Genomic DNA, 24,053 nt, shown 5'->3' with positions numbered 1-24,053 from the left:
TTCCCTCTCCCGCCTTCGCTGCGCTCAGGCACCCTCTCCCACTGGACGCCGCTGCGCGGCGCTGGGGGAGAGGGGAAGTAAGTGCGCTTCGCTTTTACGGCGTCATCGACACCGGCGAGAAGTCGACGAACCAGCTCTTCGGCTGCACGAAGCCCTTGATCTTCGGGCTCAGTGCGCGCGGACCGACGTCGTGAGCGACGTACAGGAACGCCGCGTCGTCGACGGACGCCGCATGCAATTCCGCCAGCGCCTCGTCACGCGCCGCGGGATCGAAGGTGGTGCGGGCCTTGATCACCAGTTCGTCGAACTTCGGGTTGTTGATGAACCCCCAATTGTTGGACACCGGCGGCGCCATCGACGACTGCAGGAAGCGCACCAGAGCGAAGAACGGGTCCATCGCCGCATAGGTCACATTGGTCGCATTGGCGCCGTTGGCGGACGCATCCTTGGTGCCGCGGCGCCAGTTGGTGAACAGCGTGTTCCACTCGATGACGTCGAGCTTGACGTCGAAGTAGCACTCGGCAAGCGCCTGCTGCAGATACTCGTTCATCGGCAGCGGCAGCATCTGGCCGGAGCCCGACGCGGACGTCTGCGTCTTCACCGAGAGCTTCTTGCTGGGGCCGAAGCCGGCTTCCTTCATCAGCGCCTGCGCGGCCTTCAAATCATACTTGATCTGGAAGGTCGGCTTGCCACGCCAGGGATGGCCCGGCTCGAACGTGCCGGACGCAGGCACCATCAGTCCGGCAAGCAGGCCATCGCGCAGGCCTTCGCGGTCGATGCAGAGATTCGCGGCCTTGCGGACGCGGATGTCATTCCACGGCGAGCCTTCGACGCGGCTGAACTGCCACGGCCAGACATGCGGCTGTTCGTTCTTCTCGATCTTGAAGCCGCGCGCGGTGATTTCCTTGACGGCATCGGGTGCCGGCGCCTCGATCCAGTCGACCTGGCCGGACAACAGCGCCGCGGTGCGGGCGTTGGCTTCCGGCATCGGCAGCAACAGCAGCTTGTCGACCTTGGGGACGCGGTCCTTGTTCCAGTAGGAATCGTTCTTCGCCAGTTCGAGCCGCTCGCGCGGCGTGAACTTCGACATCTTCCACGGTCCGGTGCCGGCCGGCTCGCGCGCGAACACGGCCCAGGCGGCCTGCGACTTCGCCTTGGCATCGGCGCCTTCGGCCTTGTCGAAGAAGCCCTGCCACTTCGACGGACTGACCATGAAGAGGTTGGTGAGGTTGATCGGCAGGAACGAGTCCGGCTCTTTGGTGGTGAGCTCGACGGTCATGTCGTCGATCTTCTTCGCGGACACCAACGTCGGCATGCGCGAGGCGGTGACGCCGACCTGGCTGGCGTCGAACTGCGGCGCGTCCTGCTTCAGCACCTTCTCGACGTTCCACACCACGGCATCGGCGTTGAACGGCGCGCCGTCATGGAAGACGACGCCGGGGCGCAGCTTGAAGGTCCACTTTGTCTTGTCGGCATCGTTCACCTTCCATTCGGTGGACAGGCCGGGGATCACCACGCTCGCCTTGGTTGCGGACGACAGGTCCCACATCGTGAGCCCGTCATACATCGTGTTGCCGGTGAAGCGATTGCCTTCAAAACCCTGGTCGGGCTGGCCCAGCGTGCGCGGAATATCAGCAGCGGTCATGCCGATGCGCAGCACGGTTTCGGCGCGCGCGGCCTGCGGCAAGGTCAACGCGGTCGCAACGCTCAGTATGGCAATCGCCACGGCGAGGCGGCTCTTGGTCGGCTTTTCGATAGGCATCAATGTCATTCCCCCTGAATTGAAAGGCTCAGCATTGCCTAGCCTATCACTGGCTAATTCTTATGCAACGGCCGTGCCAGCGGCGCCGTGTCGCTGCTTTGGGTGACTCGCTGTGCGGCACAGCGCCTCATTGGCACACAGAGCATCACGCTCTGCCTAATGTGGCATCAAGTTTGCAAGAATTCCTCGACTCTCTCTCATCCCATGGAGCTTGGTTAGATGCGCGTTCGGAATTCAATACTGGTTGCGGCCGTTGCCGCCGTGCTGGGTGCCATCGCACCGGCCACCGCCCAGTCGGTGGTGCGCTACGGCATCTCGATGGCCGATATTCCGCTGACCACCGGTCAGCCCGACCGCGGTGCGGGTGCCTATCAATTCACCGGCTACACCATCTACGATCCGCTCGTCGCATGGGAGATGGACGTCTCCGATCGCCCGGGCAAGCTGATCCCCGGCCTCGCCACCGAGTGGAAGGTCGATCCCGCCGACAAGACCAAGTGGCGCTTCACCTTGCGTCAGGGCGTCAAGTTCCACGACGGCAGCGATTTCAATGCCGATGCCGTGGTGTGGAATCTCGACAAGGTGCTCAATGAAAAGGCACCGCAGTTCGACAAGCGGCAGAGCGCACAGGTGAAGACCCGCCTGCCCTCGGTCGCCAGCTACGCCAAGATCGACGACAGCACCGTCGAGATCACCACCAAGGCGGTCGACTCCTTCTTCCCCTATCAGATGCTCTGGTTCCTGGTTTCCAGCCCGGCGCAGTATGAGAAGGTCGGCAAGGACTGGGACAAGTTCGCCGCCACACCGTCGGGCACCGGCCCGTTCAAGCTGACCAAGCTGGTGCCGCGCGAACTCGCCGAACTCACGAAGAACCCGGATTACTGGGACAAGAAGCGCCTCGCCAAGGTCGACAAGCTCGTTCTGGTGCCGATGCCGGAAGCGCTCACCCGCACCAACGCGCTGCTCGCGGGCCAGGTCGATCTGATCGAGACGCCGGCGCCGGACGCCGTGCCGCAGTTGAAATCGGCCGGCATGAAGCTCGTCGACAACGTCACGCCGCACGTCTGGAATTATCATCTCAGCGTGCTGCCGGGCTCGCCCTGGACCGACGTCCGTCTGCGCAAGGCCCTCAACCTCGCCATCGACCGCGACGCCGTCGTCGGCCTGATGAACGGCCTCGCCAAGCCGGCGATCGGCCAGGTCGATCCGTCGTCCCCATGGTTCGGCAAACCGAGCTTCAAGATCAAGTATGATCTGGCCGAAGCCAAGAAACTGGTGAAGGAAGCCGGATACGGTCCCGACAAGCCGCTGAAGGCGACGTTCATCATCGCCAATGGCGGCACCGGCCAGATGCTGTCGCTGCCGATGAACGAGTTCCTGCAGCAGAGCTTCAAGGAAATCGGTGTCGACGTCGAATTCAAGGTCGTCGAGCTCGAAGTGCTGTACACCGCGTGGCGCAAGGGCGCAGCTGACGACAGCATGAAGGGCATCACCGCGAACAACATCGCCTACGTGACCTCGGACCCGCTCTACGCCATCGTGCGCTTCTTCGACTCGCGCCAGATCGCGCCGGTCGGCGTCAATTGGGGTGGCTACAAGAACCCGAGGGTCGATGCGCTGATCGACGAAGCCAAGAACAACTTCGATTCCGCGAAGCAGGACGAGTTGCTGGCGCAGGCCCATTCGCTGATCGTCGACGACGCGGTGCTGGTCTGGGTCGTCCACGACACCAACCCGCACGCGCTGTCGCCGAAGGTGAAGAAGTTCGTGCAGGCGCAGCACTGGTTCCAGGACCTGACCACCATCGGTATAGATTGAGTTACCTGCTGCTATCGAAGTGGATGCCATGAGGCGTCGCCGAGCAATCGGCGGCGCCTTTCTCTTTCCCCTCTCCCACAAGCAAAGCGAAGCTTTGCGCAGGCGGGAGAGGGTGGATCGAACCGCGGAGCGGTTCGAGACGGGAGAGGGTTCTTGAAGCAGGCTCCTGCGCTTGCGGCCAAGCGCCCTCTGCCGCCTTCGCTGCGCCAAAGCCGATGCTTTGCATCGGCCTCAATTTTTAGAACGGCGGCCGAAGGCCGCCTAGGCACCCTCTCCCACGGAGCGCAGCTACGCTACGCTGCGCTGGGGGAGAGGGGAACAAGGATCGGAACCCCGCCCCGCCTTGAGACTTGATCCGCACCGTCCTCGCAGCCCGGTGCCCCGCATGATCGACGATCTCTGGTACAAGAACGCCGTCTTCTATTGCCTTTCCGTGGGCAGCTTCATGGATGCCGATGGCGACGGCATCGGAGACTTCAAGGGCCTAACGCGGCGGCTGGATTATCTTGACGGGCTCGGCGTCACCGCGATCTGGCTGATGCCGTTCCAGGCTTCTCCCGGAAAAGACGACGGCTACGACATCTCCGACTATTACAGCGTCGATCCGAAATACGGCACGCTCGGCGACTTCGTCGAATTTGCCCATGGCTGCCATCAGCGCGGCATCCGCGTCATCATCGACCTCGTGGTCAATCACACCTCCGACCAGAACGCCTGGTTCAAGGATGCCAGGAGCGATCCGGACTCGAAATACCGCGACTGGTACGTTTGGTCCGACAAGAAGCCCACCAATGCCCATAAGGGCATGGTGTTTCCAGGCGTGCAAAAATCCACCTGGACGCACGACAAGGACGCGAAGGCCTGGTTCTTCCACCGCTTCTATGATTTCCAGCCAGACCTCAACACGTCCAATCCGCACGTGCAGGCGGAGATCCTCAAGATCATGGGATTCTGGCTGCAGCTCGGCGTGTCCGGCTTCCGCATGGACGCCGTGCCGTTCGTGATCGCCACCAAGGGGCCGAAGGTCAACAAGCCCGTCGAACAATATGACATGCTGCGCGCCTTCCGTGAATTCCTGCAATGGCGGAAGGGCGACGCCATCATCCTGGCCGAAGCCAATGTCGAGCCGGAGACCGACATGGAATATTTCGGCGACGACGGCGACCGCATGCAGATGATGTTCAACTTCCACGCCAACCAGAACCTGTTCTATGCGCTGGCCTCCGGCGATGCGCGACCGCTGGCGGCGGCGTTGAAAGTGACGAAGCAGCGGCCCGCCACGGCGCAATGGGGCCTGTTCCTGCGCAATCACGACGAACTCGATCTCGGCCGCCTGACCGAAGAACAGCGCCAGATCGTGTTTGAGAAATTCGGCCCGGACAAGAAAATGCAGCTATACGACCGCGGTATCCGCCGCCGTCTCGCGCCGATGCTCGGCGGCGACCGCCGAAGGCTCGAGCTCGCTTACAGCCTGATGTACACGCTGCCCGGCACCCCGGTGCTGCGCTATGGCGACGAGATCGCGATGGGCGACGATCTCTCGCTGCCGGAGCGCAACTGCGCGCGGACGCCTATGCAGTGGTCGACCGAACCGAACGCTGGCTTCACCAAGCATGCAAGACCGAAGAACCCCGTGATCGACAAGGGGCCGTTCGGCTATCAGCATGTCAACGTCGCGATGCAGCGCCGCGATTCCAACTCGATGCTGAACTGGACCGAACGCATGATCCGGATGCGCAAGGAAGTGCCGGAGATCGGCTGGGGTGATTTTACGATCATCGCGGCGCGTAACCCAGCGGTGCTGGTGATGCGCTATGACTGGCGCAACAACTCGGTGCTGTTCGTGCATAACCTTGACGAAACGCCGTGCGAGGTGTCCTTCGCGGTCGGGCTCAAGACCGCGCAGGACCAGCACCTGATCAACCTCTTGACCGAAGACCACAGCCATGCCGACGACAAGGGCAAGCACCATTTGATGCTGGAGGCCTACGCGCACCGCTGGTACCGCGTCGGCGGGCTGGATTATCTGTTGCGACGAAGCGATATCGATGACGACGCCGAGGCGCATCCGGAATAGCCGTAGCCCGGATAACAATCCGGGCCCGGCGCATCCACCTACGCGCTAAACCCGGATTGCATCGGCACGCCGCCATGCGGCGTGTCGATTTCATCCGGGCTACGAACGCAACCTCACGATGACGCCCTCATCTGCACGCAGCTCCAGCGGGCCTGAAACATTCTCGCCTTTGCGGTCGAGATGCGTCGATAGCAGGATCTCGCCGCCTTCGACATGCATCGACGCCGGTGCGGCGCCGAGGTTGAGCGCGACCAGCAGCGTCTGGCCGTCGTAGCTGCGCCGGTAGGCCAGCAGATCGCCCGCCGTCGGCTCCGGCGCATAGTCACCAAACACGAGTTCCGGCTGGTGCTTGCGCAGATCGATCAGCTTGACATAGAGGCTGAGGATCGAGTGCGGATCGCTGGCCAGCACGGCGGCATTGTTGCTGGCGAAATCCTCTGCCAGCGGCAGCCAGGGCTCACCCGTCGTGAAGCCGGCGTTCTCGGTTATTCCCCACTGCATCGGCGTGCGGCAACCATCGCGGCCGACGCCGATCCCCGGCACGTTCTTCTCGAACGGGTCCTGAACCTTGTCGGGCGGGATCGGCAACTGCTTCATGCCGACCTCGTCGCCATAATATAATGTCGGCGTGCCCCTGAGCGTCAGCAGCAGCATCGCAGCGACGCGCGCTTGCGCGGCGCCGACCCGGCTGGCGATGCGCGGACGGTCGTGGTTGCCCAGCACCCAGTTCGGCCACGCCCCGAACGGCAGCGCCGCTTCATAACGCGCGATCAGATCGCCGATCTCATGCGCGTTCCAGGGCGCCGACAGCAGCGCGAAATTGAACGGCAGATGCGCGCCGCCGAGGTCGCGGCCGTAATAGGCGACCAGCCGCTCGACCGGCAGATAGACTTCGCCGATCAGCACGCGGTCGTCGAACTCGTCCACCACGCGGCGCATCTCGGAGACGACATCGAGCGTCTCCGGCCGGTCGGTGGAATACAGCGGCAGTACGGATTCATGCGGTGGCCGGCCGGCGCTGTAATTCGGATTGAGAGGATTGTCGCGAAATTCGTCGTCCTTGATCAGGTGCCAGATCACGTCGACGCGAAACCCGTCGATGCCGCGACGCAGCCAGAACCGCATCACTTCGTAGATCGCTTGGCGAACCTCGGGATTGCGCCAGTTGAGGTCCGGCTGCCTGTCGAGGAAGGCGTGATAGTAATATTGCTGCGTCGCCTCGTCCCAGGCCCAGGCGCTGCCGCCGAATTCCGACATCCAGTTGGTGGGCGCCGAACCGTCCGGCTTCGCATCGCGCCAGATGTACCAGTCGCGTTTCGGATTATCGCGCGAGCTGCGGCTTTCGAGAAACCAGGCATGCTGGTCCGAGGTGTGGTTCGGCACCAGATCGAGAATGATTTTCAGGCCCGCGCCATGCGCGGCCGCCACCAGCGCGTCAAAGTCTTCCGACGTACCGAAGATCGGGTGAATCCCGATATAGTCCGAAATGTCATAGCCGAAATCGGCCATCGGCGACGGGAAGATCGGCGACAGCCAGATCGCATCGATGCCGAGCTGCCGCAGATAGGGCAGCCGGCCGATGATGCCGGCGAGATCGCCGATCCCGTCGCCGTTGGAATCCTGAAACGAGCGCGGATAGATCTGATAGATGGTGCCGGATTGCCACCAGACGTTTGCTGCAGATGTCATAAGATACTTTAAACCGGCAATTGAGAACACAAAAGGGCACGAAAAAGCGGCCCTCCCGCAGGAAGGCCGCTTTGTCTCGTTACAGTCTTAGTCGCGTTCGATATAGACGCGGCGTTCTCCCCGGTCGTAATCACGATCGCGATCCCGGTTGCGCTTGATGATGACCGTTTCGTCGCGGTCGCGCCGATCGCGGTAATAGTCACGGTCCCGATCGCGATACCGGTCGCCGCGAACCGCGCCGACGGTAACCCCGTCCGGCCCGACACCCACGCCAAAATTCTGCGCGCTGGCCGGAATGGTAGTGCCAATTGCCGCTGCAGCAACGGCCATGATCGCAAGACGCTTCATCATTTTCGTGCTCCCTGAAACATGAACGATGCATGGCAACCCCGGGTGGCGATCAAGGTTCCATCAGCCTGGCGGGACGATCGCGTTGCTCGGCATCGGCCGGTCGATGATCTGCTGGCCGAACAGGCTGCCGACCAGTTCGACCATGACGCGGGCGGTACGGCCGCGGTCATCGAGGAAAGGGTTGAGCTCGACCACGTCGAGCGACACCACAAGCCCTGAATCGTGCAGCAACTCCATGATTAGATGCGCCTCGCGATAGGTCGCCCCGCCCGGCACCATTGTGCCGACACCGGGCGCAGTGGCGGGATCAAGGAAGTCGACGTCGAATGAGACGTGCAGCACGCCGTGGCGCGCCTTGACACGTTCGATCACGCGGCGGATCGGCACGCCGACACCGAATTCGTCTATCTCGCGCATGTCCGCGACAGCGATCCGGCGGCGAGCGACCAGCTCCTTTTCAAGTTTGTCGATCGAGCGGATGCCAAATAGATCGAGATTTCCAGGCTTGATCGACGCGCGCGGCTCGTGGCCGAGCAGGCCGTCGAGGCCCGGCTCGCCGCACAGGAAGGCCGCCGACATGCCGTGCATGTTGCCGGTGATCGTCGTGGCCGGCGTATTGTAATCGGCGTGGGCATCCAGCCACAGCACGAACAGCTCGCGGCCCTGCGCGTGCCAATGCCGTGCGACGCCGTTGACCGACCCCATCGACAGGCTGTGGTCGCCGCCCATGAAGATCGGCAGTGCGCCGGATTGCGCCAGCGTGCAGGCGCGCGCGCTCAGCGCTTGGATCCATTGCTGGATGTCGCGATAATGCCTGGCATTGTCGGGCGGGTCGCCGGACGGATCCCCGTGCCGCGGCGCCACATCGCCATGGTCCTCGACCGCAAAGCCAAGGCCGGCGAGCAATGTGCCAAGGCCGGCGGTACGCAGCGCAGCGGGCCCCATCAGCGTGCCGGGCTGTGAGGCCCCGACCTCAACCGGCGCGCCGAGCAGTGCAATCCGCCGGTGGTGCGCGATATGCGTCATGGGCCTGTCCCTTAGCGTATCTGTTGCCGAACTGCGTGACACGGCAACGTACAGGCAGCCCCAATCCGGCTGTCACGCCGATAATATAAGATAAAGCCCGAAAGCGCGGATTGCGGTGCAACGTAATGGCCGCCACGCCGTTGTATTGCGCATTTCAATTGCGACTTTTAAAACATGCGGGGCTCACGTGACGGACAGAACGGTCGAAGAAGGTCTACCCTATCCCTTAGGCGCGCACTGGGACGGAAAGGGGACCAACTTCGCATTGTTCTCCGCCAACGCCACCAAGGTCGAAGTCTGCCTGTTCGACGGTGATGTCGAGACCCGTATCGAACTGCCGGAATATACCGACGAAGTGTTTCACGGCTACATCCCCGACGTCGCGCCTGGCACCTATTACGGCTACCGCGTCCACGGCCCCTACGAGCCTGAAAACGGTCACCGTTTCAACCCCAACAAATTGCTGCTCGATCCCTATGCGCGCGCGCATGCCGGAACGCTGGAATGGAATCCGGCGGTGTTCGGCTACAAGATGGAAACCGGCGACGACACCACCTTCGACGAACGCGACTCGGCGCCGTTCATGCCGCGCTGCGTGGTGATCGACAAGGATTTCGACTGGACCGGCGAAGCCGGCCGTCAGAACGTGCCGTGGGACCAGACCATCATCTATGAGACCCATGTCAAAGGCTTCACCAAACAGCATCCCGACGTGTCCGAAGATATCCGCGGCACCTATGCCGGCTTCGGCACCAAACCGGTCATCGATTATCTGAACGGGCTTGGCGTCACCTCGGTCGAACTGCTGCCGATCCACACCTTCATCAATGATGATTATCTGATGGAGAAGAACCTCACCAACTATTGGGGCTATAATTCAATCGGCTTCTTCGCGCCAGATCCGCGCTACGCCGCGGACGTCCCGAACTCGCTGCGCGAATTCAAGGAGATGGTCGCCAGGCTTCATGCCGGCGGGCTCGAGGTAATTCTCGATGTCGTCTACAACCACACCGCTGAAGGCAATGAATGCGGCCCGACGCTGTCGTTCAAGGGTATTGATAACGCCAGCTACTACCGGCTGATGCCGGAGAAGAAGCGTTATTACATCAACGACACCGGTACCGGCAACACGGTGAACCTGTCGCATGCGCGCGTCATCCAGATGGTGGCGGACAGCCTGCGCTACTGGGTCAGCGAGATGCATATCGACGGCTTCCGCTTCGATCTCGGCACCATTCTGGCCCGCGAAGTCTACGGATTCGACGAGCAGAGCGGCTTCCTCAAGGCGGTCGACCAGGATCCGCTGCTGACCACGGTCAAGCTCATCGCCGAGCCCTGGGACATCGGTCCCGGCGGCTACCAAGTCGGCGGATTTCCGCCCGGCTGGGCGGAATGGAACGACAAGTTCCGCGATGTCACCCGCGACTTCTGGCGCGGCGAGGCGCCGGTCGCGGCCCTCGCGCCGCGGCTGTCGGCCTCGGGCGACATGTTCAACCATCACGGCCGCCGCTCCTGGGCCAGCGTCAACTTCGTCACCGCGCATGACGGCTTCACGCTGAACGACTGGGCGAGCTACAACGAGAAGCACAACGAGGCCAATGGCGAGGATGGCCGGGACGGCTCTTCCAATAACGCCTCTTGGAATTGTGGCGTCGAGGGTCCGACCGACGACAAGGAGATCCTCGCGCTGCGCAACCGGCAGAAGCGCAACATGCTGGCGACGCTGTTGTTCTCGCAGGGCACGCCGATGCTGCTCGGCGGCGACGAATTCGGCCGTACCCAGCACGGCAACAACAACGCCTATTGCCAGGATAGCGAGATCTCGTGGTTCAACTGGGAACTCGACGCCGACGGCCAGGACCTGCTCGACTTCACCAAGCGTGCCATCAAGCTGGTCAAGGACAATTCGGTGCTTCGCCGCACCCGCTTCCTGACCGGCGAATATGATGAGCCGCTGGATGTGCGCGATCTCACCTGGATCAATGCCAATGGCGGGCCGATGGAGGACGATCACTGGTCCGACAATAATATGAAGTGCTTCGGCATGCTGCTGGATGGCCGCGCGCAGAAAACCGGCATCCGCAAGCAGGCGGTCGACGAGACCATTCTGCTGGTGCTGAACGGCTTCGAAGGCGTGGTCGATTTCACCATGCCGGAGGCCACCGGTGGCTCGGGTTGGAACCTGCTGGTAGATACCAATCTGACGAAGACGCCCGAGGGTAGCGAATTTCCGTTCGGGCACGTCTACCAGGTGACCGGGCGATCCTTCTTGATGCTGAAGATGAACCGCGCCGATGCCGCCACCATCGCGCCGGCCAAGGCCGCTGCGGACAAGAAGCGCGGTGATCGGCCCTCCAAGAAGGCCTGATACGGCAAGCGCTCGTTGCTACACGCCGCCCCGGAGACCTCCGGGGCGGCGTTGTCGTGTCTGCCCACAATTTCCGCAGTTTTAAAAGTCGGAATCCCGGAACGAAGCACCACCGGCGCCACTTGTTTCGCAACGATTCCTTCGATTGCTTACTCAAGGAGATGGTCGGTGCAGATATTTGCGGGTTACGATATTGCGTTTCAATGCTATCAGGAAACCCCGATGATACTGATGCTAAGCATTCATCCATCGCGGGAATCGGATTTGCTCACTCCGCACCGCGTCACGTTCTCGCAGGATGTTCAGGCCCGCGATTATCTCGACATGTTCGGCAATACCTGCACCCGCATCATCGCCCCGCCCGGCCTGACCGAAATCAGAAACGATTTTCTGATCTCCGACAGCGGCCTGCCGGACGAAGTGAATCTTGACGCCCGGCAGACGCCGATTGCAGAACTGCCCGACGACGTGCTCGTCTATCTGCTCGGCAGCCGCTATTGCGATACGCAGAAGCTGTCCGATCTCGCCTGGTCGATGTTCGGTCACGTTCCCGGTGGCTGGTCGCGCGTGCAGGCGATCGTCGATTATGCCCACGAGCGCATCGACTTCAGCTATCACCATGCCCGCAACGACCGCACCGCGTCGGAAGGCCATGACGAGCGCGTCGGCGTCTGCCGCGACTACGCGCATCTCGCGGTTACCTTGTGCCGCTGCATGAACATTCCGGCGCGATACTGCACCGGCTATCTCGGCGACATCGGCGTACCGATTGATCCCGCGCCGATGGATTTCAGTGCCTGGTTCGAGGTCTTCCTCGATGGGCGATGGTACACGTTCGACGCCCGCCACAATCACCCGCGTATCGGCCGCGTCGTGATCGCCCGGGGCCGCGACGCCGCGGACGTGGCCATCTCGACGGCTTTTGGGGCAGCGCCGCTAGCACGCTTCACCGTTATCACCGACGAGGTGAAAACCGAGACGCCTGCCGTGGGGCCGACCTCGATGGTGGCGTGATCTGTAGGGTGGGCAAAGGCGCTCTTGCGCCGTGCCCACCGCTTCCTTGAGGATGGTGGGCACGCTTCGCTTTGCCCACCCTACCCCGACAGCAAAAAGCCCGCCGATTGCTCGGCGGGCTTTTCACGTTCTATTACTTAACGCAGCAGCAGGAACAGGATGATCAAAGGAATCGGAATGCCGACGAGCCAGAGAAGAATGGGCATGTGAGTGTCCTTATGATGTGAGTTAAACGACGAACTTCTTTTGTTGTGAGGGTAACGACGAACTTCGGATTTAGTTCAGACGACGCTTCTTGCCCCACGTGCCGTCGCGCAGTCCGCCGCCTTCCGTCGCAGCGAGGCTGGCGCAGAATGCACCGAGCAGCAGCGAAGCGGTCAGCCAGAACGCCAGCGAGGCGGTCGCCTTGCGCGCCGCATCCAGATTGGTCTTGGCTGCGGTCACGACCTGGTTGACGCGGGCTTCGGCGTCAGCCTGGCTGAGACCGGTGCGGGCCGACACGACCTTGGCAATGTAGGTCCGGTCGGCGGGCTGGAGATCGCTGCCGGCCTTGAAGCTGGCGGTGAACAGACGGTTGAGTTCGCTACGGGCGTCGGCCGCATTGGCGTTGGCGGCCGGGGTGTCGGAACGCAGCAACGTATCGAGATAGCCGTCCATCGGGCCGGCATTGGCCGCAACACCCTGCGCAGCGCCGGTCGCGGCGCTACCCATGATGCTCGACGCCGGCGTTGCCAGCAGCAAGGCACCGAGCACCGAGGCAACCGCCCAGGTCACGAAGCCATGCGCGGTGTCGCGGAAATAGACCTCATCGCTGTGAACGCCGACCCAGCGGGTGCGCAGGCGGCCGGCGATATAGCCGCCGACGGACGAGGAGATCATGGCGATCACGATCAGGTAGATGCCGGTCGCGATCTTGAAGGTGGTCGCCGACACGCCCGAACCTGACCACGGCGAAACCGAAGTTGCGCCGAGCGCCACGCCGAGCGTCAGCAACACGAGCGTCAACGCGCAGGACACGACAGCCCCGGCAAAGATCGCCGGCCAGGAAACGCCTGCGCCAACATTTTCGTCGGACGCTGCGGGTTGAACTACTACGGTATCGATCATGATGGCTCCAGCCTTTGCGGCATTGCTGTGTTTCAAGTGCGCGATCAATGTGCAGTCGGAACATTGGTTCCTGCATGCGGGAATTTTCATTTGTATGCATGCGATGCCCCATCGCCGGGGGCTCGCTTTCATCGCAGCGCAGCGCATATTCGCGAAAGAATCTCCAACACAACTCAGAATAACTTTGTACGGTAGCGAGCGCAGCGGTTAGGATACAGCCAGCGTTGGCGGATACTGCAAGGTCGAGCGATGTTGGACAAGATGCCCAAGGACCAGTTCGATCCGAAGAGCTTTCTCGCCCATGTCGGTCACGGCAAGACGATCACCGAGTACAGGAAAAACCAGATGATCTTCTGCCAGGGCGAAAAGGCGGAAGCGGTATTCTTTATCCAGAAGGGCCGGATCAAACTCACCGTGCTCTCCGAGCAAGGCAAGGAGGCGGTCGTCGGCATTCTGGAGGCTGGCCAGTTCTTCGGCGAGGGTTGCCTGACCGGCCATCCGCTCCGCATCGCCACGACGACCGCGCTGGAAGACTGCGTCATCACCTCGATCACCAAGACCGCGATGATCGCTACGCTGCACGACGAGCCGGCCTTTTCCGAAATGTTCATTACCTATCTGCTGACGCGCAACAGCCGGATCGAAGAAGACCTGGTCGATCAGTTATTCAATTCGAGCGAAAAACGGCTGGCGCGACTGTTGCTGATCCTCGCGCATTTCGGCAAGGAAGGTCGCCCGCAGCCGATTGCAGTGGAGCTGAGCCAGGAGACGCTGGCGGAGATGATCGGCACCACGCGCTCGCGCGTCAGCTTCTTCATGAACAAGTTTCGCAAACTCGGCTTCATCAGCTACAATGGCAAGATCGAAGTGCACAACTCGCTGCTCAACGCCGTGCTGAATGACAAGCCGCACATCGAGCGAGACAATTAGCAGGCGCGCCACGGGCGCTCGCTCCCGGCGAACACCTGTGCAGTTTCGAGCAGCGAATCACCTGAATCTTGATGAATTTCTCCCAACTATACCAGTGCGCACGCATGTTCATGCCTGATCGAGGGTGCGCCGATGCCACATCCGACACCGTATTCGCGACAGTTTGACGCTATCCGGGCGGGCGTTTGCCCGGCTGTTCGAATCGCCTGGCACCGGGTCCCGGCCGCGTACCTGCGCCGGCAACGAACCGCCGACGGACAACCGGAGCGGCGGCGACGATTCCGCCAACACGCAGTCTGGTACCACGTCGGCTGCGACGGGCACCTAGCCTCGCTTCCAAACCCTACTAAATTACCTAAGTCATTGTACTAAAAAGCAACCTCCCTTCAATTAAAAGCTCCTTCACGGGATTTCCGTAGTTTATCGACCGGAACAACCGCCGCGCAGCAACTGCTACCCGCGGAAGAAGGGGCATCTGATGCACGCACTACAGTCCATTTCGGCTCGTATGATCGTGGCTATTTCCCTGGTAGCAGCCGGATCGTGTGGCGTACTGGCGGCTTTCAGCATGTGGCAGCAGCAGAGCATCGTCGATACCGCCCTGCAGCGTGAATTGAGCAACGATTACGCGAACATCACCGCAGCCATGAACGCCGAGACGCGCACCAATCTGGCCGTGGCCGACGTGCTGGCATCGATGCAGCAGATCAAGGACATCCTGCGCGCCAAGGATCGCGCCGCGGCGATCGCCTTTCTCAGCAACCCCTACCAGAAGATCAAGGCGCGTGGCCTCGAATTGATCACGCTCGCCACGCCGCCCGGCACCGCCTTTGCCCGCAGCCACAATCCCGGCACGTTCGACGACGACATGACCGGGCGGCGCAAGATGCTGGCGCAGGCGATCGCGACGAAGAAGGCGCTTGGCGGCGTCGAGGTCGGCCGCGATGTGCTGAACGTGTTCGGATCGTCGCCGGTGATGGACGGCGACATTGTGCTCGGCGCCGTCGATGTCGGCGCGCCGTTCGGCAAAACCTTCGTCGAAACGATGAAAGCGCGCTTCAACGTCGATATCGCGATCCACCAGCTCAGCGGCGACGCAGCCAAGACGCTGGCGTCCACGATGTCGGCCGGGCCTGCGGATGCGGCGATCCTTCGCCGCGCGCTGGCCGGCGAGACCGTGATGCAGTTCGGCGAGCTGAACGGCAAGGCCTCCGCCACCGCCTTCGGCCAGATCAAGACCTTCTCCGGCGAGCCGGTCGCGGTGTTCGAAATCGAGCGCGACGCATCGGCCTACCGCACCCTGACCATCACCGCGCTGACCTGGCTTGCGATCATCTCGGGATCCGTTCTGCTGGTCGCCGGCCTGATCGCGGTGTTCATTGGCCGCAGCATGGCGCGTCCGATCAAGGCGCTGGACGCCGCGATGCGCAGCATCGCTGCCGGCCAATATACGGTGGCGATCCCGGGTGCCGGCCGCAACGACGAGATCGGCTCGATGGCCGGCGCCGTCGAGATCTTCAAGAACGGCCTGATCGAGACCGACCGGATGCGTACTGCGCAGGAGCAGACCCGCGAGCGCAGCCAGCAGGAACGCCGCGAGACGATGGACGCGCTTGCCAGCCGCTTTGAAAGCGGCGTCGGCAGTGTCGTCGGCGCGGTAGGTTCCGCCGCCGGCGAATTACGCAGCACCGCACAGTCGATGGCTGCGACCGCCGAGGAATCGACGCGGCAGACCGCCGCCGTGGCCGCCGCTTCCGAAGAAGCCACCCAGAGCGCCCAGGCCGTTGCCGCAGCGATCGAGGAACTCAACGCCTCGATCAGCGAGATCTCCCAGCAGGTCAACGAATCTGCCCGCGTCGCCGGCGAGGCCGTCCATCAGGCCAACACCACCAATTCCGAAGTGCAAAGCCTCGCCGAAGCCGCGCAAAAAATCGGCGACGTCGTCAGGCTGATCAGCGAGATCGCGGCCCAGACCAATCTGCTCGCGCTCAACGCCACCATCGAGGCGGCGCGCGCCGGCGAGGCCGGCCGCGGTTTCGCCGTGGTCGCCTCCGAAGTGAAGGCCCTGGCGACGCAGACCTCGAAGGCCACCGAAGAGATCTCGGCGCAGGTCGGCGCGATCCAGAATGCCACCAAGGCCTCGGTCGGCTCGATCCAGGGCATCAGCACGACGATCGGCCGCGTCAGCGAGATCGCGAGCGCGATCGCCGCGGCGGTGGAGGAACAGGGCGCCGCCACGCTGGAGATCGCCCGCAACGTGGCAGACGCCGCGCGCGGCACCGGCGAGGTCTCGCAGAATATTGCGGGGGTCAACGACGCCGCCCGCGAAACCGGCCTCGCCGCCAGCCGCGTGGTGGAATCCGCCGCCGACCTGTCGCGCAATGGCGAAGACCTCAAGACCCAGGTCGATGCCTTCCTTCGCGAAGTGCGGGCGACGTAAGGCGCGAGCCACAAACTCAATGTCGTCCGCGCGAAAGCGGGGAGCCTAGACTCCGCCGGAGTAATTGAAACGGCAGAGAAATGGCTACGGTGCTCGAACTGCTTTTCCAGCGTGTATGGGCCCAGGCTTTCGCGGGGACGACAGCTGAGAGGCCGGCACACCAATACCCACCATTGCGAACAAAGCGGGAATCAGCGAGCGTGATTCGTCACCTCGGATGATCCCTTGCCTGCACCCGCCACCTATCTCGACACCCTGAATCCGGAACAGCGCCGCGCTGTGGAACATGGCGTGCTGTCGCGCCATGCTGCGCCGGCCGGCCCGCTGCTGGTGATCGCCGGGGCTGGCTCCGGCAAGACCAATACGTTGGCGCACCGCGTCGCGCATCTCATCGTCAACGGCGCCGATCCGCGCCGCATCCTGCTGATGACGTTTTCGCGCCGCGCGGCGTCCGAGATGAGCCGCCGCGTCGAACGCATCGCGCGAAAGGTGATGGGGACAAACGCCGGCGTGATGACCGATGCGCTGCACTGGGCCGGCACCTTCCATGGCATCGGCGCGCGCCTCTTGCGCGACTATGCCAAACAGATCGGGCTCGATCCCGCTTTCACAATCCACGACCGCGAGGACGCCGCCGACCAGATGAATCTGGTGCGCCACGAACTCGGTTTCTCGAAGACCGAGGCCCGGTTTCCGACCAAGGGCACATGCCTCGCGATCTATTCGCGCTGCGTCAACGCCGAGGCCGGCCTCGAAGAGGTGCTGGGCGCGAACTATCCATGGTGCGCCGGCTGGGCCGCCGAGCTGCGCGAACTGTTCGCGGCTTACGTCGCCGCCAAGCAGAAACAGAACGTGCTCGATTACGACGACCTGCTTTTGTACTGGGCGCAGACGATGACCGAGCCGTTGCTTGCCGCCGATATCGGCGACCGCTTCGACCATGTCATGGTCGACGAATATCAGGACACCAACCGCCTGCAATCCTCGATCCTGCTGGCGCTGAAGCCCGGCGGACGCGGCCTCACCGTGGTCGGCGACGACGCGCAGTCGATCTATTCGTTTCGCGCCGCCACCGTGCGCAACATCCTGGATTTTCCCGGGCAGTTCTCGCCGGCAGCCGACATCATCACGCTGGACCGCAACTATCGCTCAACGCAGCCGATCCTCGCCGCCGCCAACGGCGTGATCGATCTGGCGCGCGAACGCTTCACCAAGAACCTGTGGACCGACCGCGCCTCCGGCATAAAGCCGCAGCTGGTTGCCATCCGGGACGAAACCGATCAGGCGCGCTGCCTGGTCGAGCGCGTTCTGGATCTCCGGGAAAGCGGCACGCGGCTCAAGGAGCAAGCCGTTCTGTTTCGCACCTCGTCGCACTCCGGGCCGCTGGAAGTGGAATTGACCCGGCGCAACATTCCGTTCGTGAAATTCGGCGGACTGAAATTTCTCGATGCCGCGCACATCAAGGATGTGCTGGCGCTGCTGCGCTTCGTCGAAAACCCGCGCGACCGCGTCGCCGGCTTCCGGCTGATGCAGCTGATGCCCGGCGTGGGACCTGCCTCGGCGCAGCGCGCGCTCGATCACATGGCGGCGGCGGCCGATCCGATCGGCGCGTTGCTGGATGCGCCCGCGCCGAAACGCGCCGGCGACGACTGGCGCGGATTCGTCGAGGTGGTGACCGAACTGCGCGCCGGACGCGCCGGCTGGCCGGCGGAGCTGGAGCTAGCGCGGACATGGTACGAGCCGCATCTCGACCGCATCCATGAAGACGGCATGACGCGCCGCGCCGACCTGATCCAGCTCGAACAGATCGCCTCGGGCTATCCGTCGCGCGAGCGCTTTCTCACCGAGCTGACGCTGGACCCGCCGGACGCTACCAGCGACCAGGCCGGCGTTCCGCTGCTCGACGAGGACTATCTGATCCTGTCGACCATCCATTCCGCCAAGGGTCAGGAGTGGAAGTCGGTCTATGTGCTGAATGTCGTCGATGGCTGCATGCCGTCCGATCTGGGCACCGGCACCTCCGCCGAACTGGAAGAGGAACGCCGCCTTCTCTATGTCGCGATGACGCGCGCCAAGGACGAGCTGCATCTGATGGTGCCGCAGCGCTTCTTCACCCACGGCCAGAATGCCCAGGGCGACCGCCACGTCTACGCGTCGCGCACGCGCTTCATCCCGGACCGGCTGCTGCACCTGTTCGAGCGTACGAGCTGGCCGATGGCGAGTGCCGAGACGGCCTCGCGCGCCGCGACGCAAGGCGTGCGCTTCGACGTCGGCGCACGGATGCGCGGTATGTGGCGGTGATTCTTTCTTCCTTCTCCCCTTGTGGAAGAAGGTGGCGCGGACGAAGTCCGCGACGGATGAGGGGTGTCTAGGCTCGGAGCGCGCGGCTACACCTCACCCGTCTCGACCGCTCCGCGGTCGATCTACCCTCTCCCACAAGGGGAGAGGGAAGAACAACCGGAACTACAAATTCGCCGCGCCAAAAATCTCGTGGTACCAGTCCGCGACCAGCGCCGGATTGATGCGACCATCGACGATGAACACGCCCTGCGCACCGTCAGCGACCCAGCGCTGCAGCGGCGCGAGATCCTGCAGCGTGCGTACCACCACGCCGTCGGCGCCGTAGCCACGCGCAATCGCCGCGAAGTCGGTGACCGGGAATTGCGCCATCGCGCCGGAATAGCCTTCCGGCACGAAGTGATGCACCTCGGCGCTGTAGGCGCTGTCGTTGTAAATGAAGATGCACAGCCGCCGCTTCAGCCGCACCGCGGTTTCCAGCTCGGCGATCGCCATCAGGAAACCACCATCGCCGACGGCGAGCACCGTCAGCCGGTCGGGCTGCACCACGGCCGCGCCGATCGCGCCGGCTAGGCCAAGCCCGATCGACTGGAACGCGATCGGGATGCACCAGCCGCGCATGTCCGGCACCGAGAGATAGCGCGCCACCCAGCCGACGAAATGCCCGCCATCGACCACGACCGTGCGATCCTTCGGCAGGATGTCATCGACCGCCTTGGAGAGCGTGCGCGGATCGATATGGCCGGCATCGCTGGTGTCTTCATAGGCAAAATTGCGGTTACTCCTGGCGATCATGATCGCGGCGACCTCGGGCGTGCGCCAGCCCGGCAGGTCGTCGCCCAGCGCCGCCAGCACGGCAGTTGCAACGGCGGCAGCATCGCCTTCGAGTTCGAGATCGACCGGGCGATGCACGCCGATGCGGCCGCGCTCGACGTCGATCTGCACCAATTGGGCGGCGTCGGAAATCAGCCTGCCCTTCTTGGTGGTCCACATATTCAGCGACATGCCGAACGCCATGAGCATGTCGCTCTGCGCCATCAGCTCGGCCGTGGCCGGCGAGGAAAAGCCGCCGGCGACGCCGAGATTCCAAGGGTGGCCGCTGAACATGCCATGCGCCTGCACCGAGGTCGCCAGCAACGCGCCGGTGCGGTCGGCCAGTTCGGTCAGCAGCGCTTCGGCGTCCGCCACGACGGCGCCGTGGCCGGCGAGGATCAGCGGCTTCTTGGCCGCGCGCAACGTGGCAACGAGTTCATCGAGCCGCTCGGAATTGACCGGCGGCGTCTTTGTGATCGGCGCGTGCTTGCTGCCGAGTTTCGCTGCGACCTTGATCTCCTGCACATCAACCGGCAGGCTGAGCACCACGGGCTTGCGCTCGCGCAGCGCCAGCAACCCCGCCTGCCAGGCATCCTCATAGGCCGTCATCGGATCGGCGATCTGCCGCCAGATGCCGCCGACGGCGTGGACCAGCTCGGCCTGATGGAAGGCGAAAGCCGAGCGCGTATCACCGCGCACGACGTCACCGGCCAGCACCAAGAGCGGTGTGTCGGATTTGGCGGCCTCGCCGATTCCGGTGATGGCATTGGTGAGGCCTGGCCCCGCGGTGACGCTGGCGACCGTGAGGTCGCGCGTCAGGCGCGCCGCGACGTCGGCCATCGACACCGCGCCGCCTTCGTGGCGCGCGGCGATGAACTCGACACCGAGATCGGTGAGGCCGAGCGTGACCTTGAAATTGGCGCCACCGACCAGACCGAAGCAGCGTCTGGCGCCTAGATCGGCGATGGCCCGCGCCACTTCACGCCAGACCGGCGTCAGGGTGGCATCGTCAGCGGGAGATGTCGGGGTCATGGGATCTCTTTGCGCCGGTTGCGATGCCCACGACCATTCAAGGATCGGGCCAACTGCTTTAAGGTTAAAGCATTGGCAGCCAATGGGGCAAGCGCGACTCAGGCGCGGCCGGCGATCACCATCGATTCCAGCCCGTCGGGGCGCTTCGGTGCGGCAGCCTCCTCCAGCGATGCGAGCAGCATCTCGATATCGACATCGGGCAGCGGGCACCAGCCACATGGGCATTGCCCGTCGAGATGCGCCGAGGCGACCTCGCGGTAGGTGCGCCCCAGCGCGGCGGCCATCATATGCATCACCAGCGTCGGCGGCAGCCGCGACGTGTCGAGCACCCGACAGAAATTGGTCATTACCGTCTGGTCGAGATAGGTCTGCGCCGAACGCTCGTCGGTGATGTCGGCGACCTTGGCGGGCTGTGCGCTCATTCGTGTGTCCTTTGCGACCCCACGAATTCCTACGGCCTGCGCCCGCCTCGCTCAATCTCTTTCGGGCTTGTTGTTTTAGAAGCCCTCAATCTCCGTGATTTTGAACCGCTCCAAACACCCGGCTGGCCAGCACGTCGGAGGGCTCGATCGACATGATATCATCCGTGGTGAGCTCGCGGTCGAGATCGGCGACCAGCCGGTTGGCCTGCCGCAGCCGGATACGGTCCAGCGCATTGCGGATCGAGCGCGCATTGGAAAACAGCGGCTGCGTCTTGCGCAAACCTATATAGCGCACGAAGGCGTCAGCGGATTCCAACGTGAACTTGTAGTTCATCTCGCGCAGCATCAGTTCGGCAATCGCAAACAACTCCGTGTCGGAATAGTCCGGAAAGTCGATATGGTGTGCGATGCGCGAGCGGAAGCCGGGATTGCTGGCGAAGAACTTGGCCATGCGGTCGCCGTAGCCGGCCAGGATCACCACCAGGTCCTCGCGCTGGCTTTCCATCACCTGCAGCAGGATCTCGATCGCCTCCTGGCCGTAGTCGCGCTCGTTGTCGGGGCGGTGCAGATAATAGGCCTCGTCGATGAACAGCACGCCGCCCATCGCCTTCTTCAGGATCTCCTTGGTCTTCGGCGCGGTGTGGCCGATATATTGCCCGACCAGTTCGTCGCGCGTCACCGACACCACATGGCCGCGGCGGACGAAACCGAGCTTGTGCAGGATGGCGGCGATGCGTAGCGCCACCGTGGTCTTGCCGGTGCCGGGGTTGCCGGTGAACGACATGTGCAGCGTCGGCACTTCCGCACTCAGATTCATCCGCTTGCGAATCCGCTCGATCAGCAACAGCGAGGCAATCTCGCGGATTCGCGTCTTCACCGGCTTCAGCCCGATCAACTCCCGATCGAGCTGCTCCAGCACGTCGCCGATGCCGACCTCGTTGAACTCGCGGCGCAGGTCGATGCGCTCGACCGACAGCTCAGCGGGTTCAGCAGGCGCCAGCGCGGTCATGACCCACCATAACGCTGGCCCTCGGGAGAATCGACGGCGTAGGACGTGGTCGTGTAGCGGATGTTGCGGCCATCGACCTCGTGACGCTCCAGCCGGAAGCCGGGCTCGTTCTTCGGCCGGTTGACGATGAAGGACAGGCGCACCGACTCCCAGCCGTGGCTGGCGTCGAACGCCGACAGCCGGATGTAGCGGTCGCCATAGACCTTGCGGCATTCGGCGAGCTCCATCATCACGCCGGCGGCATCGCGCAGGTCGAACATCGGCAGCCCCCACATTTCCCAGAAATTGTTCCGCGGGTGCGGGTCGTCGGTGAATTCGAGATTCACCGCCCAACCGTTCTGCAGGCAATACTGCACCTGGCTGGTGATCTGCTCGTCGGTGAGATCGGGCAGGAATGAAAAGCATCCTTGGGTCAGACGCATCATTATTCTCCTTACATGGCCACGCTGGCGGTGGGGACATAGTCGGGCGTATCGGTGGATTCATAGTTGAAGGTGACGTTCTTCCAGACCTCCAGCGCCGATTTCAGCGGCGTACAGGTCAGCGCCGCCTTGGCCAGGATTTCCGGGCCCTCGTGCAGATAGTCGCGGCCCTCATTGCGGGCGAAGATCATCGCCTCCAGCGCGACGCGGTTGGCGGTGGCGCCCGCCTGGATGCCCATCGGATGGCCGATGGTGCCGCCGCCGAACTGCAGCACCACGTCCTCGCCGAGATGGTCGAGCAACTGGTGCATCTGGCCGGCATGGATGCCGCCGGAAGCGACCGGCATCAGCTTGTTCAGGCTAGCCCAGTCCTGCTCGAAGAATACGCCGTGCTCGAGTCGCATCGGGTTGTGGTCCTCGCGGCAAATGTCGTAATAGCCGCGCGTCGTCGCCGGATCACCCTCCAGCTTGCCGACCACGGTGCCGGCATGGATGTGATCGACGCCGGCCAGCCGCATCCATTTGGCGATGACGCGGAACGAGACGCCGTGGCTGCGCTGCCGCGTATAGGTCGAATGCCCGGCGCGGTGCAGATGCAGGATCATGTCGTTCCTGCGCGCCCATTTGGCCATCGACTGGATCGCGGTGTAGCCGATCACCAGATCGATCATGATGATGACGGAGCCGAGCTGTTTTGCGAATTCGGCGCGCTCATACATGTCCTCCATGGTGCCGGCGGTGACGTTGAGATAGGTCCCCTTGATCTCGCCGGAGGCGGCCTGCGCCTTGTTGACGGCCTCCATGCAATACAGGAACCGCTCGCGCCAATGCATGAAGGGCTGCGAGTTGATGTTCTCGTCGTCCTTGGTGAAATCCAGCCCGCCCTTCAGCGCCTCATAGACAACGCGGCCGTAGTTGCGGCCGGACAGACCCAGCTTCGGCTTGACGGTGGCGCCGAGCAGCGGCCGGCCGAACTTGTCCATCCGCTCGCGCTCGACGACGATGCCGGTCGCCGGCCCCTGGAACGTCTTCACATAGGCGACCGGCAGCCGCATGTCCTCGAGCCGCAGCGCCTTTAGCGGCTTGAAGCCGAACACATTGCCGATGATCGACGCCGACAGATTAGCGATCGAGCCGTTCTCGAACAGGTCCAGATCGTAGGCGATATAGGCGAAATACTGACCAGGCGAATTCGGGACGGGATCGACGCGGTAGCATTTGGCGCGATATTTCTCGGCCGCCGTGAGACGATCGGTCCACACCACGGTCCAGGTCGCGGTGGAAGATTCGCCGGCCACCGCGGCGCAGGCCTCGATCGGGTCGACGCCATCCTGCGGCGTGACGCGGAACAGCGAGATGATATCGGTGTCCTTCGGCACGTAATCGGGCTCCCAATAACCCATCTTCTTGTATTCCATGACGCCGGATACGTAGCGATCCTTGCCGCGGACCGTAATCGATGCATGCTCGTTCAT

17 protein-coding genes are annotated in these 24,053 nt (G+C 63.2%); 7 read left to right on the top strand and 10 right to left on the bottom strand.

Annotation, left to right across the window (positions count from 1 at the left end; translation table 11 throughout):
- Positions 1-94 precede the first annotated feature (94 nt).
- The gene (locus FIU28_RS06695) at positions 95-1,762 is read right to left on the bottom strand and encodes an ABC transporter substrate-binding protein (RefSeq protein ID WP_168209936.1); all 1,668 of its coding nucleotides are present in this window, start codon (positions 1,760-1,762) and stop codon (positions 95-97) included.
- A gap of 219 nt (positions 1,763-1,981) precedes the next feature.
- Here FIU28_RS06695 and FIU28_RS06690 point away from each other — a divergent pair, with 219 nt between their 5' ends.
- Positions 1,982-3,580 carry an ABC transporter substrate-binding protein gene (locus tag FIU28_RS06690; RefSeq protein ID WP_143572219.1) on the top strand — a complete coding sequence of 533 codons (1,599 nt, stop codon included), beginning with the start codon at positions 1,982-1,984 and terminating at the stop codon, positions 3,578-3,580.
- A gap of 385 nt (positions 3,581-3,965) precedes the next feature.
- Positions 3,966-5,657 (top strand): alpha-amylase family protein, encoded by a 1,692-nt coding sequence (locus FIU28_RS06685; RefSeq protein ID WP_143572218.1) that lies wholly within the window; start codon positions 3,966-3,968, stop codon positions 5,655-5,657.
- Positions 5,658-5,756: 99 nt separating this feature from the next.
- Here the strand turns inward: FIU28_RS06685 and FIU28_RS06680 are convergent, their stop codons facing one another.
- The 3 genes from FIU28_RS06680 to rocF form a co-directional block, all read right to left on the bottom strand.
- Positions 5,757-7,346, bottom strand: a complete 1,590-nt coding sequence (locus FIU28_RS06680) for an alpha-amylase family glycosyl hydrolase (protein ID WP_143572217.1) — start codon at positions 7,344-7,346, stop codon at positions 5,757-5,759.
- A gap of 87 nt (positions 7,347-7,433) precedes the next feature.
- Positions 7,434-7,697: a hypothetical protein gene (locus FIU28_RS06675; protein WP_143572216.1), complete on the bottom strand. Its 264-nt coding sequence runs from the start codon at positions 7,695-7,697 to the stop codon at positions 7,434-7,436.
- Between the two features lie 60 nt (positions 7,698-7,757).
- Positions 7,758-8,723, bottom strand: coding sequence for an arginase (gene rocF, locus FIU28_RS06670; protein WP_143572215.1), 966 nt, complete (start codon positions 8,721-8,723; stop codon positions 7,758-7,760).
- Between the two features lie 187 nt (positions 8,724-8,910).
- On the opposite strand from rocF, the gene glgX reads away from it, so the two are divergent.
- Positions 8,911-11,091 (top strand): glycogen debranching protein GlgX, encoded by a 2,181-nt coding sequence (gene glgX / locus FIU28_RS06665; RefSeq protein ID WP_143572214.1) that lies wholly within the window; start codon positions 8,911-8,913, stop codon positions 11,089-11,091.
- Between the two features lie 168 nt (positions 11,092-11,259).
- A complete protein-coding gene (locus tag FIU28_RS06660) occupies positions 11,260-12,105 on the top strand; it encodes a transglutaminase-like domain-containing protein (protein WP_143572213.1) in 846 nt (281 codons plus the stop codon).
- A gap of 276 nt (positions 12,106-12,381) precedes the next feature.
- Here FIU28_RS06660 and FIU28_RS06655 read toward each other — a convergent pair whose 3' ends face one another.
- Positions 12,382-13,212, bottom strand: coding sequence for a hypothetical protein (locus FIU28_RS06655; protein WP_143572212.1), 831 nt, complete (start codon positions 13,210-13,212; stop codon positions 12,382-12,384).
- A 252-nt stretch (positions 13,213-13,464) separates the two neighbouring features.
- Here FIU28_RS06655 and FIU28_RS06650 point away from each other — a divergent pair, with 252 nt between their 5' ends.
- The 3 genes from FIU28_RS06650 (at position 13,465) to FIU28_RS06640 (ending at position 18,883) form a co-directional block, all read left to right on the top strand.
- Positions 13,465-14,142 carry a Crp/Fnr family transcriptional regulator gene (locus tag FIU28_RS06650; RefSeq protein ID WP_168203064.1) on the top strand — a complete coding sequence of 226 codons (678 nt, stop codon included), beginning with the start codon at positions 13,465-13,467 and terminating at the stop codon, positions 14,140-14,142.
- A 478-nt stretch (positions 14,143-14,620) separates the two neighbouring features.
- The gene (locus tag FIU28_RS06645) at positions 14,621-16,582 is read left to right on the top strand and encodes a methyl-accepting chemotaxis protein (RefSeq protein WP_143572210.1); all 1,962 of its coding nucleotides are present in this window, start codon (positions 14,621-14,623) and stop codon (positions 16,580-16,582) included.
- A 225-nt stretch (positions 16,583-16,807) separates the two neighbouring features.
- The gene (locus FIU28_RS06640) at positions 16,808-18,883 is read left to right on the top strand and encodes an ATP-dependent helicase (protein WP_143572209.1); all 2,076 of its coding nucleotides are present in this window, start codon (positions 16,808-16,810) and stop codon (positions 18,881-18,883) included.
- 162 nt (positions 18,884-19,045) lie between these two features.
- Here the strand turns inward: FIU28_RS06640 and FIU28_RS06635 are convergent, their stop codons facing one another.
- The 5 genes from FIU28_RS06635 to FIU28_RS06615 form a co-directional block, all read right to left on the bottom strand.
- Complete coding sequence (locus tag FIU28_RS06635) at positions 19,046-20,725, bottom strand: thiamine pyrophosphate-binding protein (RefSeq protein ID WP_168202869.1); 1,680 nt, start codon at positions 20,723-20,725, stop codon at positions 19,046-19,048.
- A 98-nt stretch (positions 20,726-20,823) separates the two neighbouring features.
- Entirely contained in the window at positions 20,824-21,147 is a 324-nt protein-coding gene (locus tag FIU28_RS06630) for a hypothetical protein (protein WP_143572207.1), read from the bottom strand.
- A gap of 85 nt (positions 21,148-21,232) precedes the next feature.
- A complete protein-coding gene (gene cbbX, locus FIU28_RS06625; protein ID WP_143572206.1) occupies positions 21,233-22,156 on the bottom strand; it encodes a CbbX protein in 924 nt (307 codons plus the stop codon).
- Positions 22,153-22,578, bottom strand: a complete 426-nt coding sequence (locus FIU28_RS06620; RefSeq protein WP_143572205.1) for a ribulose bisphosphate carboxylase small subunit — start codon at positions 22,576-22,578, stop codon at positions 22,153-22,155. The genes cbbX and FIU28_RS06620 overlap by 4 nt, the downstream gene beginning before the upstream one ends.
- Before the next feature lie 11 nt (positions 22,579-22,589).
- Entirely contained in the window at positions 22,590-24,053 is a 1,464-nt protein-coding gene (locus FIU28_RS06615; RefSeq protein WP_143572204.1) for a form I ribulose bisphosphate carboxylase large subunit, read from the bottom strand.

It is taken from the genome of Tardiphaga sp. vice154, from assembly GCF_007018645.1.
Classification (GTDB): Bacteria; Pseudomonadota; Alphaproteobacteria; order Rhizobiales; family Xanthobacteraceae; genus Tardiphaga.
The sequence above is the reverse complement of the archived record's forward strand: the minus strand, read 5'-3'. Positions and strand labels throughout refer to the sequence as shown.